9 protein-coding genes are annotated in these 17,268 nt (G+C 45.2%); 5 read left to right on the top strand and 4 right to left on the bottom strand.

Annotated features, from left to right (window positions below; genetic code table 11):
* Window positions 1-140 precede the first annotated feature (140 nt).
* Window positions 141-3,425, bottom strand: a complete 3,285-nt coding sequence (locus ACLHR0_RS04245) for an Ig-like domain-containing protein (RefSeq protein ID WP_436484963.1) — start codon at window positions 3,423-3,425, stop codon at window positions 141-143.
* A 321-nt stretch (window positions 3,426-3,746) separates the two neighbouring features.
* Here ACLHR0_RS04245 and htpG point away from each other — a divergent pair, with 321 nt between their 5' ends.
* Window positions 3,747-5,576 (top strand): molecular chaperone HtpG, encoded by a 1,830-nt coding sequence (htpG, locus tag ACLHR0_RS04240; protein ID WP_429044750.1) that lies wholly within the window; start codon window positions 3,747-3,749, stop codon window positions 5,574-5,576.
* Between the two features lie 226 nt (window positions 5,577-5,802).
* The gene (locus ACLHR0_RS04235) at window positions 5,803-6,513 is read left to right on the top strand and encodes a prolyl oligopeptidase family serine peptidase (protein WP_436484961.1); all 711 of its coding nucleotides are present in this window, start codon (window positions 5,803-5,805) and stop codon (window positions 6,511-6,513) included.
* Window positions 6,514-6,537: 24 nt separating this feature from the next.
* On the opposite strand, the gene recJ is transcribed toward ACLHR0_RS04235, so the two are convergent.
* On the bottom strand, window positions 6,538-8,250 hold the full coding sequence (gene recJ / locus ACLHR0_RS04230) for a single-stranded-DNA-specific exonuclease RecJ (protein WP_370909294.1): 1,713 nt from the start codon (window positions 8,248-8,250) through the stop codon (window positions 6,538-6,540).
* Window positions 8,251-8,313: 63 nt separating this feature from the next.
* Window positions 8,314-9,279 (bottom strand): polyprenyl synthetase family protein, encoded by a 966-nt coding sequence (locus tag ACLHR0_RS04225; protein ID WP_429044754.1) that lies wholly within the window; start codon window positions 9,277-9,279, stop codon window positions 8,314-8,316.
* A 314-nt stretch (window positions 9,280-9,593) separates the two neighbouring features.
* Between ACLHR0_RS04225 and ACLHR0_RS04220 the strand changes: the two genes are divergently transcribed.
* The 3 genes from ACLHR0_RS04220 (at window position 9,594) to ACLHR0_RS04210 (ending at window position 15,191) form a co-directional block, all read left to right on the top strand.
* Window positions 9,594-11,144 carry an OmpA family protein gene (locus ACLHR0_RS04220; protein WP_429044756.1) on the top strand — a complete coding sequence of 517 codons (1,551 nt, stop codon included), beginning with the start codon at window positions 9,594-9,596 and terminating at the stop codon, window positions 11,142-11,144.
* Between the two features lie 157 nt (window positions 11,145-11,301).
* Window positions 11,302-13,254, top strand: a complete 1,953-nt coding sequence (locus tag ACLHR0_RS04215; protein ID WP_370909297.1) for a KUP/HAK/KT family potassium transporter — start codon at window positions 11,302-11,304, stop codon at window positions 13,252-13,254.
* 179 nt (window positions 13,255-13,433) lie between these two features.
* Window positions 13,434-15,191, top strand: a complete 1,758-nt coding sequence (locus tag ACLHR0_RS04210; protein WP_436484957.1) for a glycoside hydrolase domain-containing protein — start codon at window positions 13,434-13,436, stop codon at window positions 15,189-15,191.
* An 84-nt stretch (window positions 15,192-15,275) separates the two neighbouring features.
* Here ACLHR0_RS04210 and ftsZ read toward each other — a convergent pair whose 3' ends face one another.
* Window positions 15,276-17,111 carry a cell division protein FtsZ gene (ftsZ, locus tag ACLHR0_RS04205; RefSeq protein WP_429044763.1) on the bottom strand — a complete coding sequence of 612 codons (1,836 nt, stop codon included), beginning with the start codon at window positions 17,109-17,111 and terminating at the stop codon, window positions 15,276-15,278.
* Window positions 17,112-17,268 lie beyond the last annotated feature (157 nt).

Genomic DNA, 17,268 nt, shown 5'->3' with positions numbered 1-17,268 from the left:
ATTTCCACGCATGAAAGGCCGATTTCCCTAAATATCTTGCCTTTTATAGAGAATAATGCGTAATTACTTGATACCCATACATAAAAAGCCGCCCCGGTAAACAGGGCGGCGTCTCATTTGCATGGTTTTTTCAAAAAAGATCACTGATTAATAAGAATCTTGGTCACCTGCACCAATTCACCCGACTGCACTCTCAGGAAATATATGCCCGCAGGTAACTGGTCGGTAGCGATAGTTCTGTAGTTCCGGCCCTTTACAAAGGTAGTTCTGCCCTGGTAACGAACACGACCCTGCACATCCAGCAACGTTATATTAGCATCACCACTGCGGGGCCAATCCAGCCAATACTGCAACTGGTGGCCAAATATGCACCATAACAGCTTCCGCCAGAAGTCCTTGTCCGTTACCAATACCATTTTAACCGGACTGTACCTTACGCTGCTGTCCAGCCCAATTGTTTTTAACCGGTAAGCGGAAAATCCCGGCCAGGGTTGCTCATCATAGGAAATATAATCGGATGCCTCCGCGGTACTGCCATGAGCAGCCACCGTGTCCACCGCCTCATAAGTCCGGAGATTCCGGGAACGTTCTATCACAAACCTGCTGCTGTTGATTTCATAAGGCATATGCCAGCTAACCAGCACTTTACCGCCATCGGCCCGGGCATCGAAGTTTTCTACCGGTAAAGGATTACCCAAAATACCCAGATTATACCTGCTTAATACCGGGTAATGATCCGTGGTAGTAGTACCATAACTGCTTACCAGCCCCGCTACCTGGGTTTGTATCCGTGCGGATGCCGGTAAATAAGCAACACCCACCTCGTTGGAACCGATCACATTGTCGATCACCGAGGCGTAGCTGACGGTGGAACGCTGACCCGATAAACTCAAGGGCAGGGTCAACGGCCGGTAATTGATACTGTCGCGGATGAAGTCAATATATGAAGTAGTAGTATCCGGTAATAACTCCGTTGTAATAGTTTTTGACAGATCGTCATTAAAATCTCCCAGCATAATAATATTGCTATACGGATATTGCACGTCCAGCGTATCTTTCAACTCCTTCAACCCATCTTTGCGACGATTCCAGGAAGTAATCTTTTCGGGCTTTGTTCCTGTATTGGCCTTCGCATGCAATAATATGAACCGGATACGCGCCGAGTCATTACCCAGTTTGGCAGTAGCCTCCATTTCATAAGGGAACCTGCCGGACGACCAGTTATAATAAGCATTGCTGCTGCCTCCCTGTCTTAATATGCCGTAAGTGCTGATTTTACGGATCACAGCCGTTTTATACACAAACGCGAGCTTCTGCGCCGAAACATAATCAGCATCCGTGGTACTATCTGCATAAGAGCCAAAGTCAGATAACACATAGCTATAACCCGGTAACTGGCTCACCACCGCACGGAAACGGGCAGTGTCCACTACTTCTGCCAACGCAAAAATATCGGCGTCCAGTTTTTTCAGGATGGTGGTTACATTGGCTTGCTGTAAACTATCGTTGGCCGGGTTTTGAGCCGGGCTGCCAAACCATTCTATATTCCAGTTCACCACTTTTAATGACCGCAACGATGTGCCGCTGAGTGCAATGGAACGGCCGGGGAAACCGGGACCGCTGAAGGTAAGTTGGCCGCTGTAAGCCTGATCAGCAGCCGTGGGAGCGAATTTTATAAATACTTCCTGCGGACCGGCAGCCAATGCTGCTGCAGTGAAAATGACCTGACTGCTGTAACTGGAGCTGTCACCTGATACCATGAAACCTGCCGGGGCAGTGATTTTCAGCTCTCCGGTAAAATCATTGGCCCAGAAACTAACACGCTGTGCTTCTGATATTTGCCCGGATTTTACGTAGTCGAAGTCAATAGCAACAGGACTGCTGTTCAAACTCGGCGCCGGCGCAGCGGTGGTATCCGTCAGCCTGAAATCATCAATCGTCCAGCGTGCCGCCTGAACGGCAGGGCCGGATGTATAAACAAAAGCAATATAAACGCCTGTCTGTTTGTAGGCAGCGAGATTAATACCGGAAGATAGCGTCCACACGTCGCTGCCGGGTTCAGGAAAACGGCCATTCAGCCTAGTCCAGGTAGCACTGCGCGGATCGCCGCTGCCCGTGTAGTTAGTGGAAACACGCAGACTAAGTGCGGGTCCGGCAAACGCAGTGCGGCTGCTGAATTGTAACAGCGGGAATTGCAAACCGGTGAGATCAAATACGGGAGATATCAGCCAGTCTTCATTTTCAACAGCTCCGCCACTGTAACCATTTATCTGTACACCATTGCTGTTCTGCTGACCGAAATTTGTACATCCCCATAGCTGCGCGCCAGTTACACTGTATTGTGTGAAACCCCCGCTCAACTGGCTGCTGCCAATTGGCGTACAGTCGTTGAAGTTATAGCTGAGTTCCTGGCTGCCAGTAGTGAAATTCCATTGCGTGGTATCTGCCATACCTGCGAAATTATTATCCGACAGATCCTTTACTAATCCACTGTCCAGCGTGATGTAATAATGACTGTGGGGTTGCAGGATTTGTTTCAGGGTAACGCTATTGTTATTAATTACAATAGCGTTACCGGTTACCGGAAAACTGTCTGTTATCCCACTGTTACTGTTGTGCAACCTGATGTACCCGTTACCGGCTTTTATGTTTTCGCTGAATATAATTTCGGGAGATGTGACAGGCGACACGTCTGCTGCCGCGTTAACCGGTGCCAGGAGGGTGATTACCGGGGGAGTGGTATCTCTGCCACTGCCGGATGCAGTGATGTTATCAATGGCAAATCCCGGCCTGGAGCCCGCGCCGCTGATCTGGCGGTTTACCCATCGCAGTTGCACTATTGCCTGGTTATTACAATCCGGCGGCAGTATCACTGACATATTCACCAGGTGCTGCGGTGAGGTAACACCTGAACCGGTTTGCGGAATGGTGTCATTCTGATAGGCCGTTTCATTGATACTGGTAAAGGTACCGGTTACGCCTATACGATATTGAATAACCATTTCATTGATCCTCGTATTGGAGTTGCCATCGTAAGGATTCCTGATGGTCATGGCATCGTAGCTTAAACGTACATTCTGCTGTCCGCTGGTACTAAGGGAAAGCACCAGTGAATTGTCGGCGCTGCCGCTGTTCAGGAAGCCCAGTTTACCGGTGTAGTTATAAACACCATTGGCGGTAGCCGACGCACTGCCGTTACTGATCAGTGGTTTATCGGATGCCGGTGCCGCTGTATTAAAGCTGCCGGAAGGAGCGCCGCTGAGCAGCCATCCCTGCCATCCCGCCGGGTATATCACGGCAGTCGATGGTAACGCGTCAAAATTTTGTTCATACGGTAATGGCTGCACAGCCGGATTGGTTTGTGCGCTTACATTACCACAAACAAAAAAAGCCATAAATAAGAAGATGAGTAGAGGTCTTTCCATAGTAATATTTGAAAAATTGGGGAATCCGGGTTTCGATACAATAAATCTACTGAATAAACCCTTTCGGCGGTTTTTTTAATATGATTATTTTGTTAATTTGACGGAATGTAATATGATTTTATTTTCATATTTGTTATAGATATTTTCTGCACTGCCCTTTTTTCAGAATTAAATTACAATGATGGATAAACCCAGGTAGTGTATATTCACAGCCACAATATTCATATTTAATATTTTTTCAACTTGTGTGTTGTCATCTTGTCAGCCCTCATCCCGCTGGCACACACTTTGAAAAAAGGTTACCAAAAAAATCAGATATCAATGCAAAAAGGTGCAATACGTGTTCAGACAGAGAACATATTTCCAATTATCAAGAAGTTCCTGTATTCAGATCATGAAATTTTTATCCGCGAACTGGTAAGTAATGCCGTGGATGCAACCCAGAAATTGAAAACCCTGGCCAGTGTAGGAGAATTTAAAGGAGAACTGGGAGACATTGCTATTGATGTAAGAGTAGATAAGGAAAAGAAAACCATCACCATTGCAGATCATGGGATCGGTATGACTGCAGAAGAAGTGGATAAATATATTAACCAGGTCGCCTTTTCCGGTGCAGAAGAATTTCTGAAAAAATATAAAGGACAGGAAAATGGTACCAATATCATTGGTCATTTTGGCCTCGGCTTTTATTCTTCCTTTATGGTAAGCAGCCAGGTGGAAATCTTTTCAAAATCCTGGAAAGAAGAAGCTCCAGCTGTACGTTGGGAATGCGACGGAAGCCCTGAGTATGAACTGGAAGAAATCAGCAAGGCCGACAGGGGAACTGAAATTGTAATGCACATCAACGAGGAAAGCGAAGAATTCCTGGAAGATGGACGCATCCGCACTATCCTCGAAAAGTTCTGTAAATTCCTGCCTGTTCCGGTAACTTTTGAAGGCACGCAGATTAATAACACCACTCCTGCCTGGACAAAGAAACCAAGCGAGTTGACCACTGAAGATTATCAGAATTTCTACAAAGAATTATATCCATATGCAGAACCTCCTTTGTTTTGGATTCATCTGAACGTAGACTATCCTTTTAATCTCACCGGTATCCTGTATTTCCCGAAAATCAACAAGAGCTATGAGATGCAGAAAGACAAGATCAATCTGTATTCCAACCAGGTATATGTAACAGACGAAGTGAAGGATATTGTTCCGGAATTCCTGATGTTGCTGCATGGTGTGATCGATAGCCCGGATATTCCGCTGAACGTGAGCCGCAGCTATCTGCAGGGTGATCCTAACGTAAAAAAGATCAATGCTCACATCACCAAAAAAGTTGCGGACAAACTGGATGAAATATTCCGTAACGACCGCGCTTCCTTTGAAGATAAATGGGATTCCATCGGACTGTTTGTGAAGTATGGTATGATGACCGACGACAAGTTCATGGAAAAAGCCAATAAGTTCCTGATAATGGAAGATGTGGAAGGCGGTAAATTCTATACACAGGAAGAATACCGTACTGCCGCAGCAGCCCTGCAAACCAACAAAGAACAGAAACTGGTGGTATTATATGCTACCAACCCTGTGCAGCAGGACAGCTATGTGCAGGCCGCAAAAAATAAAGGTTTCCTGGTAGTAAAGATGGAAACAATGGTGGATGCTGCATTCATCAACAACATGGAGATCAAATGGGATAACGTTTCCTTTACCCGTGTGGATGCAGATATTGCCGATAACCTGATTGATAAAGAAGAAAATACCACTACCGTATTATCTGAAGAACAGGAGGGTGCTTTGAAAGAGTTGTTTGGCTCCCAGGTAACGCAACCCAATATCAAAGTAGAAATGAAAGGACTCAGCGCAGAAGCGCAACCGGTAATTGTAACCCGTCCGGAGCTGATGCGTCGTATGAAAGATATGGCAGCCATGGGCGGCGGCGGAATGAGCTGGTATGCGAGTATGCCTGATGAAATAAATATGACCATCAACGCCAACCACCCGGTATACACACAAATTCTTAAGGAAGGAGACAACGCATTGCAACAGAAGCAGATAAAGAACCTGGCAGACCTGGCGCTGTTGTCCCAGAATTTATTGACAGGTGCAGATCTTACAGCATTTGTGAATAGAAGTGTGGAATTGATGGGCGAGAAAAAATAATAAGACGGGCACAATAAAAAAAATTAACGGTGTTTGCTCTTTTGGTCTTTTATTTGCAGTTGTTGCAATAGAAAAACTGAAACGAAAAATATTGTAAAACTGTCCCCCGGCGTATGGCCGGGGGACTTTAGTTTGTACTAGTTATATGAAAAAAAGAGCAATTAAAATTTTGTGCCATGTCTTTGTGCTGAGTGCGCTCGCATTTTTTTCCTGTTCAAAAACAGAAATGACTAATCCGGTAACTAATCGGCCGGGGGATACCATACCGGTAACGCCGCCGCCAGGCGATACTTTTCCTCCACAGCAAACAGGCATCACTGCGAAAAAAATAGACACCAAAGGAGGCAACATCAGTAACTACCTGCTTTATATCCCTGATGGATATAACGAGAAGAAAGATTACAAATGGCCGATCGTGATATTTCTTCATGGGGTAGGGGAAATGGGGAACAATATTGATATGATAAGGAATGTTGGATTGGGAAAAGTGTCAGCAGGAAAGCCATTTGTGATAATTGCACCACAATGCCTGAGCGGATGGTGGAATCCACAGTACCTTGATATATTATACAAAGAAGTGATCAGCAAATATCATGTAGATCCCAAAAGGGTGTATCTGACCGGCTTGAGCATGGGCGGCTACGGAACCTGGGACTGGAGTTCTGCACACCCCGAAAAATTTGCCGCCATTGTTCCTATCAGCGGGGGAGGTGATATAAACCGTATGAAAAATCTGAAAACCATGCCTATATGGGTTTTCCATTCAGCAGACGATCCTACTGTAAATGTGGAGAATTCACGTGTCCTGGTAAAGGCATTAAGAGCGTTGGGTAATAATGTGCAGTATACGGAATATCCAAACGGCGGCCATGATGCCTGGACAAGGGCTTACGCCAACCAGGATGTTTATACCTGGCTGCTGAAGCAACACTTGTAACTGCCTTCATCTCTCTTTATAAAGCTACTGGATAGCTGCAGTCCTGATATCAATTACTTTCAGCTGGAGGGACGTTTGTCCGTTCCATTCATTTTCATCCAGTGTAAATGCCATATCGAAAGGCTTTTTATCTGCCATCAACGGAAATTTCTCCGCCATATAAAAGCCAATTCCGGACATAGTGGGACCATATCTCCCCTGTTTGACGGAGAATTTAATATGGTCATCTTTCACAATCTTCGAGTAGCCGTTGTCAACAAGGTTTCTGGCAAGAAAAACAGGGCGTAGGTTATCTGGTCCCAGTGGTTCAAACTGCCGGAGAATATTATAAAATGCAGCAGTGATTTCCGTGAAATGGATTTCGGTATCTATCACTATTTCCGGTACCAGCTGATCCGGGTGGATGGTCCGGGCTACCACTTCTTCAAAGCGTTCCTGGAAAGCTTTTACATTTTCTGTTTTCATGGTCATCCCTGCCGCATAAAAATGTCCTCCGTAATTTTCGAGAAGATCTTTACACTGGTGGATGGCTTCATATACATTGAACCCCATCACAGAACGGGCGGAGCCGGCTACTTTATCATTCGACTGGGTGAGGATGATAGTAGGGCGATAATAATATTTATCGATCAGGCGGGAAGCCACAATGCCTACCACTCCTTTATGCCAGTGGGCCTGGTAAAGCACGGTTGATTTTCTGCGTGCAATATCCACATCATTTTGTAACAGAACGATTGCTTCCTGGGTAATAGTGCTGTCTATTTCTTTTCTGTCGAAGTTATCGGCGTGCAGTACGGCTGCGATGGCAGCAGCCTTTTCCACGTCGTTTTCGATGAAGAGGTTCACTGCTTTGCGGGCATCGTCCATTCTGCCGGCGGCGTTTACCCGTGGGGCAATTACAAATACGAGGTTGGCAATGGTCAGTTTTTCTTTCAGCGCGCTGAGTGTAATCAGTGCTTTGATACCAGGTAAAGGATCTTCATTTACTTTTATAAGACCATGAAAAGCCAGTATCCTGTTTTCACCGGTCATCGGAACGATGTCGGCTGCAATGCTGGTAGCCACCAGGTCCAGGAATTTATTGGCTTCCGACTGGGGGAGGCCTCTTTTTTGTGCGAAGGCGCAGATCAGTTTGTATCCGATCCCGCATCCGCTCAGTTCTTTATAAGGATAGGGACAATCGTGCTGTTTCGGATTCAGGATCGCCACGGCAGGCGGCAGTATTGCATCCGGCAAATGATGATCACAGATAATAAAGTCGATACCCCATTCCTTTGCAGTAGTGATATGTTCGATTGATTTAATGCCGCAATCGAGCGCGATGATCAGGCTAAAATCATTATCCCTGGCGTATTCGATTCCCTGTATGGAAATACCATATCCTTCGCGGTAGCGGTGGGGAATGTAAAATTCAATATTGCTGTAGAGTTTTTGCAGAAAGGCGTACACGGTAGCAACAGCGGTAGTGCCGTCTACATCGTAATCCCCGTAGATCAGTATTTTTTCGTGCTGGAAAAAAGCCAGTTCAATCCTGGAAATGGCTTTGTCCATGTCTTTCATTTTCCAGGGATCGTGCAGATCTTCCAGTGTAGGTCGAAAAAATTGCCGGGCAGCCTCATAGTTGGTCACATTGCGTTGTACCAGTAACCGGCATAACAACGGATGTATGCGTAATGATGACTGTAGTAACTGTTCCTGGTTTGGTTGATATGCCTTTACTGTCCAGCGTTTTTGCATTATTATATTTTAAAGGCTTAAGCTTCCCGCTTCTTCCGCATATTACATTATTTTTTATTCTTACTAAAATGTTCTGTCAGTTGTAAATCGTACGAGGGATTCTAATCCGTTTCTGACAGCGTTTTCAGGGAATTTATTCAGGATGGTAAGGGCTTCATCCCGGTATTCAAACATTTTTTTCCTGGTGTAGTCAATGCCACCGGATGCTTTTACCAGCCGGATAACTTCTTCTACCCGGTCTTTTTCTGTATTATGATTTTTGACGATATTAATAATCCTCCTGCGTGTTTCAGTGGAAGCATGTTCCAGGGTATAGATAAGCGGAAGGGTCATTTTTTTCTCCCGGATGTCGATGCCGGTAGGTTTACCGATTTTGGCGGAGCCATAGTCGAAGAGATCATCTTTAATCTGGAAGGCGATGCCTACTTTTTCGCCGAAAAGGCGCATTTGTTCGGTGGTATGGTCATCGTTGCTGCTGCTCCATGCGCCGGCAGCGCATGCGGAAGCCAGTAATGAAGCGGTTTTGCGGCGGATAATTTCAAAATAAATATCTTCCTTGATATTCAGTTTGCGGGTTTTTTCGATCTGCAGCAGTTCTCCCTCACTCATTTCTTTAACAGCTTCTGATAATATCTGTAAAGTTCGGAAATCATTATTGTTAAGAGACAGCAGTAGTCCTTTTGAAAGGAGGTAGTCGCCTACCAGTACCGCTATTTTATTTTTCCAGAGGGCATTAATGGAAAACAGGCCACGGCGTTCGTTGGCATCATCTACCACATCGTCATGTACCAGGGTGGCGGTATGCAGCAGTTCCACCAGGGCGGCGGCCCGATAAGTGCTTTCCTGGATATTGTCACTGAAAAGTTTGGCGGATAATAAAACAAACATGGGCCTGATCTGCTTCCCTTTTCGCTTTACAATATAATGCATGATCCGGTCCAGTAACGGCACATGACTTTTTACTGAATCTGCGAACTTACTTTCAAAATCCTGTAATTCTTTACCTATCAGGTGTTTAATATCGTCCATGTATTAAATAAAAAAGGATTGCTAAGCTAACTTTTATAAATCACATTTTAACATTTTGGCCTTTAATTTGTATAAGGAGTATAACATTCCTTTAACACGAGTTAAGGAATCCTTTAACACGAGTTATACAGATCTTTAACTTAACTGGAATTAAGGTATATAAATACTTTCATTTAAGCTCTAATTTTGAAGGACTTATCAATGAAAATAATATTGCAAGAAAAATTTGTATATTCATTTATGATATTTACCTTTGCTAGGTAAAAAACGGGTTATTAGTAAATTTTTAACAGTTTTTAATAAAAAAAACAATTATGGCAAGCAAAAAGTACTTATTACTGGCAGGCGCTGTGGGTTTACTATCAGCATCTACTAGTTTTGCACAGGTTCAACCAACCGGCTACGATGCTCTGGATAGCTCCAAAGTGTCTAGCAAGCGTATGGTACAACAAAATAACTTCACGAACCACCAATCAAATTTCCCGGCTAAACCGAGAGATATGTGGGAACTGGGTTTTAGTGGTGGTTTACACCTGATCAGCGGAACCGTTCCTCCTCAACCAGGTTTTGGTGGCGGTGTTTCCCTGAGAAAAGCACTGGGACATACTTTCTCCCTGAGAGCTGAGTACATCGGTTCCATCGATAAGGGTCAGGACTACAAACTGCGTCCTACTCAGGCTGCAGGTGGTATCAATCCATGGGGAAGAACTGCAGCTTTAAACGGCGGCATGATTGTTCCTAACTACAAGTCTCAAAACCATCAGCTGTCTTTGGATGTGATCGCTTCTTTAAGCAACATCCTGTTCTACAGAGCTGAACCTAAGGTTAACTGGTATTTACTGGCTGGTTACTCTATCGTAATGGCTGACGTTGACGTTGATGCATTAGATGCAAGCGGAAATGGCTATAACTATTCCGGTATTAATTTCAATGCAAAACGCAGTGATATCAGAAAACAGATCAAAGATCTGAGAGATGATAAATACGAGCAAAATGCTCCTTCTCAGGGTAACCGTATTTCCATCGGCCGTAACGACGACAACCAGTTACTCCGTCATGCACTGGATGTAGGTACTGGCGTTGCGTTTAAAGTTTCTAAACGTTTCAACATCGGTATTGAAGAAAAAGTAACTATGCCTTTCGATGCATACATGGACGGCTATGCTGGACCAGGCGGTGCTTCTAAAGATTTCTACTCTTACACAAGCGTACGTCTGAACTTCAACCTGGGTAACCCAGCTAAACGTGTACAGCCATTATGGTGGATCAACCCACTGGAATATGCTTACAGCGAGCTGAGCAACCCACGTCACATGAAGCTTCCAACTCCGGTTCTGCCTGATGCTGATGGCGATGGCGTAACTGACCAGTTCGATCGCGAACCTAACACCCCAGCAGGTGCACCAGTGGATGTTCACGGTGTTGCTAAAGATACTGACGGTGACGGTGTTCCTGATTACAAAGACAAACAACTGATCACTCCTACTTACTGCCAGCCAGTTGATGCTGATGGTGTTGGTAAATGCCCAGATCCAGAATGCTGCAAGAATCCTCCAGTTGCGCCTTGCGCAAGCCTGGTTCTGCCTAGCGTTTCTTTCAAAGGCAGCTCTACCAAAATAGGTAACGATCAGGAAGCTATCCTGGCTTCTGTTGCAGCTTCCCTGAAATCTAACCCTTCCTGCAACGTACTGGTTACCGGTCACGCAGGTGCTAAAGGTAAGAAAGGTGGTGTTGACCTGAGCAGCCGTCGTGTTGACTCAGTAATCGACTACCTGGCTGACAAACAAGGTATCGACCGCGGTCGTTTCATCAAACAAAACACTCCTGGTGAGTCTGGCACTGTTGACTTAGCTCCTGCTAACTAATCAGTATCACTCATTAAGATGATAACTTAAAAAAAGTCCTCTCCCGTTCATTCGGGAGAGGACTTTTTTTTGAAGCAAACACTCCTGTACGAAATATTGTTGAAGTGTCAATTATTACCCCTAATTTTGGAGGCTTTTTTAATAAACTTATTATTACGTGGGAATTAACATCAACAGGGTATCCCTGGCAGGCCTGGTAGTAGCGCTCGGTATTATCTACGGCGATATTGGAACATCTCCACTCTATGTTTTCAAAGCCATCGTAGGAGGGAACCCCATCAGCGATCTGCTGGTAATTGGAGGTATTTCCTGTGTCATCTGGACACTAACCCTTCAAACTACCGTTAAATACGTTATCCTCACCCTCCGGGCAGATAATAAGGGGGAAGGCGGAATCTTTTCACTCTATGCACTCGTAAGACGCCACGCCAGATGGACCGTGATTTTTGGTATGATTGGCGGCGCCGCTCTGCTCGCAGATGGTATCATCACCCCACCCATCACTGTTACTGCCGCCATTGAAGGTCTCCGGACGCTGGAAGTCTTTAAAGACCTGGGCCAGTTGACCATCGTCAAAATAGTGCTGACCATTATTACAGGACTCTTTGTTATGCAACAGTTCGGTACCGTTTCCATTGGCCGGATGTTTGGCCCCATCATGGTATTGTGGTTTTCAATGCTGGGAATCCTTGGTATTTCGCATGTAGCAGATGATTTAAGCATTTTAAAAGCATTTAGTCCCCATTATGCCATTGAACTCTTAACTACTTATCCCCGGGGATTCCTGATCCTGGGAGCTGTATTCCTTTGTACCACCGGAGCGGAGGCCCTTTATTCTGATCTCGGTCACTGCGGTAAAGGCAATATCCGGGTATCCTGGATCTTCGTTAAAACATGTCTTATCCTGAACTATCTCGGTCAAGGTGCCTGGCTGCTCACGCAAAAAGGTCAGATCCTGCCAAAAGATCAGAACCCATTCTTCACCATTATGCCGGAATGGTTCATCATTTTCGGGGTATTAATTGCCACACTGGCTTCGGTAATTGCCAGCCAGGCACTCATATCAGGTTCTTTTACCCTCATTGCAGAAGCCATGCGGCTTAACCTGTGGCCCAAAATGCGGGTAAACTATCCTACAGAAGAAAGAGGACAGCTCTACATTCCCGGTATCAATACCATGCTGTTTGTAGGTTGCGTTTCCATTGTGCTGATCTTCCGGGAATCGTCGAATATGGAGGCGGCTTATGGCCTCTCCATCACTATCTGTATGCTCATGACCTCCTGCCTCTTCGCTTTTTACCTTTATACAAAGCGGGTATGGGTAGGTTGGATACTGCTATATCTCATCGTTTATTTCACCATAGAATTTTCATTCCTCTTCGCCAATGTGATTAAATTCATGCACGGAGGTTATGTAACGGTTATTGTAGCCGGCGCACTCTTCCTCGTGATGATTGTATGGTTCAAATCGCGTAAGATCAAGAACCGTTACGTGGAATTTGTGCGACTGGAAGATTATCTGCCTATCATCCAGGAACTGAGCAATGATACCTCCATTCCAAAATACGCTACCCACCTGGTGTATATGAGCAGTGCCGATAATCCGAAAGAAATAGAACATAAGATCATCTATTCAATTCTCAATAAAAAACCCAAACGGGCGGATATATACTGGTTTGTACACGTGGATGTGGTAGACGAACCTTACCTGAGTGAATACTCTGTACAAACAATTATTCCAAACGAAGTGATACGCGTAGAGTTTCGACTGGGCTTCAAAGTGGAACAACGTATTAACCTGATGTTCAGAATGGTGGTGGAAGATATGGTTCGTAACAAGGAAGTAAATATCACCAGCCGCTATGAATCACTGAGTAAGAATAACGTGGTGGGTGACTTCCAGTTTATTGTTATGGAGAAATTCCTGTCGCACGACAACGACCTGCCTTTGTATGAAAGAATGGTGATGAAGATGTATTTCTTCCTGAAAAAGATCAGTTTGTCAGAAGAAAGGGGCTTTGGACTGGATTCCAGCTATGTGACCATCGAGAAATACCCATTGGTGGTAGCGCCGGTCACCAATCTGCAGCTGAAGCGGATCGTACATTAATATAAATCTTTAACAAGAAAAGCCGGATCTTATTATGATCCGGCTTTTCTGTTTTATATAACCGATCGTCCTCTTTAAAGGGAAAAATCCACTTTTTTTATAGATATTGAGGTTTCGGGATGACGGTGATCAGTGAACAAATCACGTTATCCGAATATCTGAAAACGCTAAATTTTAGTATGGTGAACAAATTTTTTGGCGTGCTGGTAATGCTGGCACTGCAACAAAACGTATGGGCGCAAATATCTCCCGCCGCTGGCTACAGGGACCTGCCCGATCCCAAACCCGTTAATAAAGCGTCCTGGGCGGCTGTTAATGACACCAGGCTTCACGTTGCATTCGGTACTGCAGATACCCGTTATGAAAAAAGAAATGCACCCGATAACAGCAGATTAACGCCAGCCTGGGAAACGAAAGCCTGGAAAGGTGAGAGAGTCCATACCCAGTTGGTGATCTGGTCTGCCGCTGTGCAGCCCGAAGTAAGCCTCCGGGCATCTGTACTGCAGGACAACAAAGGCAATAAAATTGCGGCTTCGGCAGTCACCACCGGTTTTGTTAGATATGTACTCACAGATGGTTTGAATAAAGACGGCGGCGGCTGCGGGCACCGCAACCCGAAGGATTACGACTCCTCGCTCGTGGCAGATGGCATTGATATCATCAATAAAAGCACTATTGCCGCCAATACTACACAGCCGGTATGGCTAAGCGTTCAGGTGCCGGCAAACACACCAGCCGGCACATATAAAGGCTCGGTGAGTGTAAAATCAGGCGTTACCACGGTGGATATGCCTTTTGCAGTAACCGTGCTGGAACATACCCTGCCTGCTCCGAAAGACTGGCAATTTCATCTTGATTTGTGGCAGAGCCCTTATGCAATAGCACGCGTATATGGCGTAAAGCCCTGGAGTAATGCACACTTCGAAGCTATGAAACCTTACATGAAAATGCTGGCAAATGCAGGTCAGAAAGTGATCACTGCCACCATTATTTATGATCCCTGGAATAGCCAGACACAGGACATTTATGGCACAATGGTAAAATGGACAAAGAAGAAAAATGGCAGCTGGACATACGACTACAGCATCTTTGATAAATGGGTGCAGTTTATGATGGACCAGGGCATCCGGAAGGAAATCAACTGCTACAGCATGATCCCCTGGAACCTGAAGTTCTATTATTATGATGAGGCAGCTGCAAAGGATACTTTTATTGTAGCGAAGCCTGGCTCTGCGGAATATACAAAACACTGGCAGCCTATGCTGACTGATTTTGTAAAGCACCTGAAGGCAAAGGGCTGGTTTGATATTACGGCTATCGCTATGGATGAGCGGCCTATGGAAGACATGCTGCAAACACTGAAAGTGATCCGTGGTGCGAGCAGCGACTTCAAATTATCACTGGCGGGTAGCTATCATGAACCATTGGCCAATGAAATACATGATTACTGTATTGCACTGAAAGAATCTTTTCCTGCCAACATCATGAAAACCCGCTTAGAGAAGGGATTGCCCACTACTTTTTACACCTGTTGTACAGAAGGATTCCCCAATACTTTTACTTTTTCCCCACCTGCAGAAGCAGCTTTTATGGGCTGGCATGCTGCAAACAAAGGATATAACGGGTATTTGCGCTGGGCTTTCAACTGCTGGGTTGCAGATCCGCTGCATGATTCCCGTTTCCGCTCATGGGCTGCAGGAGATACCTATTTCGTATATCCGGGACCGAGATCTTCTATCCGTTATGAAAGACTGATAGAAGGTATACAGGACTATGAAAAGATTAGAATATTGCGCGAAGCATTTACAAAAAGCGGCAACGCGGCAGGTTTGAGTAAGCTGGATAATTTAGTAAAGCCTTTCGAGGAAGAAACGCTGAAAACCACACCGGCAGCTCAAATACTGAATACAGCCAAGCAAGGGTTGAACGAACTTTAATTGAATAAAAGTATCATAAAAAAAGTCCTCCGGGGAACCGGAGGACTTTTTTTAACACAACTAAAAAACAATCAAATGTGTTCATCAATCGGGCTTTTTCCCATCTAAAAAGGTATTGATCGTATTGATTTCCGTATGATTATTAGGGCCCTGATCACCACTCACCGTATAGTTGGAGTAGAGGTGTTCAGCAGAGCCAGCACCATTATCCAAGTTCACATTTCTGCGCAGGTAAGCAGGTACGTTTTCCAGTTCCGCGTTGTTGTCCATGTTTTTCACATTGAAACTGATGCTGCGTAATTTGGCCACTCTTTCCGCTTGTTTGCGTTTCTGTTCTTCCAGGTCTTCGTAAGCCTGTTGCATAGGCACTTCCGGAGGAGCAGGAGGTACGTTTACCGCACTTTCTTCTTCCTCTTTAAATACCATTTTCATTTCGGGAGCAGGAGCGCCTGGTTCCACGTAAATATGTGCAGGTCTGTTTAAATATCCTCCGGCCGCATTACCTGTTTGCGGTTGAATGATATTTACACCAGGCTGTTGTGTATGTGCAGGTGGCACTTGCTGAACAGGCTGTTGTTGAACAGGCTGTTGCTGCATTTGCTGCATCTGCTGCTGTTGCGCCTGTTGCATTTGTTGTTGTATCTGCTGCGGATCTGGCTGTTGTGGCTGTGCAGGTGGTACCTGTTGTATGTTCAGCACATAGTTTTGACGTGCAGGAGCAATAGGCGCCTGTTGTTGTGGCTGCGGTGGCGTATAAGCCATTACAGGCTCAGGATGACTTACTACCGGCTCCATCAGGCGTGGCGCCATCAGGTCTTGCGGCTCCTGGAATAAGGTGCCCTGTGCCTGTTGTACGCTCATCTTTTTTTCGTCACCATCTTTACCTAACTGCATTACAATTTTAGGTTCTACGCGCTCCGGGTTGGAGGGTGTGATTTTCTGTTGTGTAATGGGTTTTTGTTCAAAACCGGTAGCAATGATGGTTACGCCCAATTGCCTGTCGAGTGTTTGATCATAGCCAACACCGAGGATCACATCGCAATCTTCACCCGCCTGGCTTTGTACATATGCCTGGATAATATCCATTTCATCGAGGGTGTGTTCAAATTCACCTTCAGAAGAAGAGATATTGATGAGGATCCATTTAGCACCGCGTATATCGTTGTCGTTCAGCAGCGGAGAAGTTAATGCATCTTCGATAGCCCTTTGCGCCCGGTTTTCGCCTTCTGCCAGTGCTGCACCGAGGATTGCTACGCCACCGTTACGCATAACGGTACAAACGTCGGCAAAATCCACGTTGATCTGACCGGTAGAGTTGATTACATCGGTAATACATTTGGCGGCAGTAGCCAGCACGTTATCTGCTTTTTCGAAAGCAGCCTTGAACTTCAGGTCGCCGAATTTCTGACGTAATTTATCATTGGAGATAATCAGCAGGGTATCTACATACTCTTTCAGGCGGTTAACGCCTTCATCAGCCTGCAGCATTCTCTTTTTTCCTTCGTAAGAAAAGGGAGTGGTAACAATACCAACGGTCAGAATACCAAGTTCCTTACATATCCGCGCGATGATAGGAGCGCCACCGGTTCCGGTGCCACCGCCCATACCGGCAGTAATGAAGGCCATTTTGGTATTTACCTCCAGTATTTTTTTGATTTCTTCAAAGGATTCTTCCGTCGCCTGTTTCCCGATTTCAGGATTTGCACCGGCGCCAAGTCCCTGTGTCAGGTGCGGGCCCAACTGTATTTTATTGGGAACCGGGCTATTAGCAATAGCTTGTGCATCGGTATTGCAAATAATGAAATTTACCCCCTCAATGCGCTGGCTATACATATGATTCACCGCATTACTTCCACCGCCACCGATACCGATGACTTTGATGATGGAAGATTTTTCCTTAGGAAGATCAAAATGTATCATGACTCTATACTTTTATGGGTTAGTACGAATAATTAATAATGAACTATTAAGAATTAAGTGCGTGTATGCTTGTATGTTACTATGGTTCATTTGTCCTGTCATTATTAATTATCGTTCTTAATTCTTATTATATTAAACGTTTGCTTTTTGCAACAAT

It is taken from the genome of Chitinophaga sp. ARDCPP14, assembly GCF_051362515.1.
Lineage (GTDB): Bacteria > Bacteroidota > Bacteroidia > Chitinophagales > Chitinophagaceae > Chitinophaga.
The sequence above is the reverse complement of the archived record's forward strand: the minus strand, read 5'-3'. Positions and strand labels throughout refer to the sequence as shown.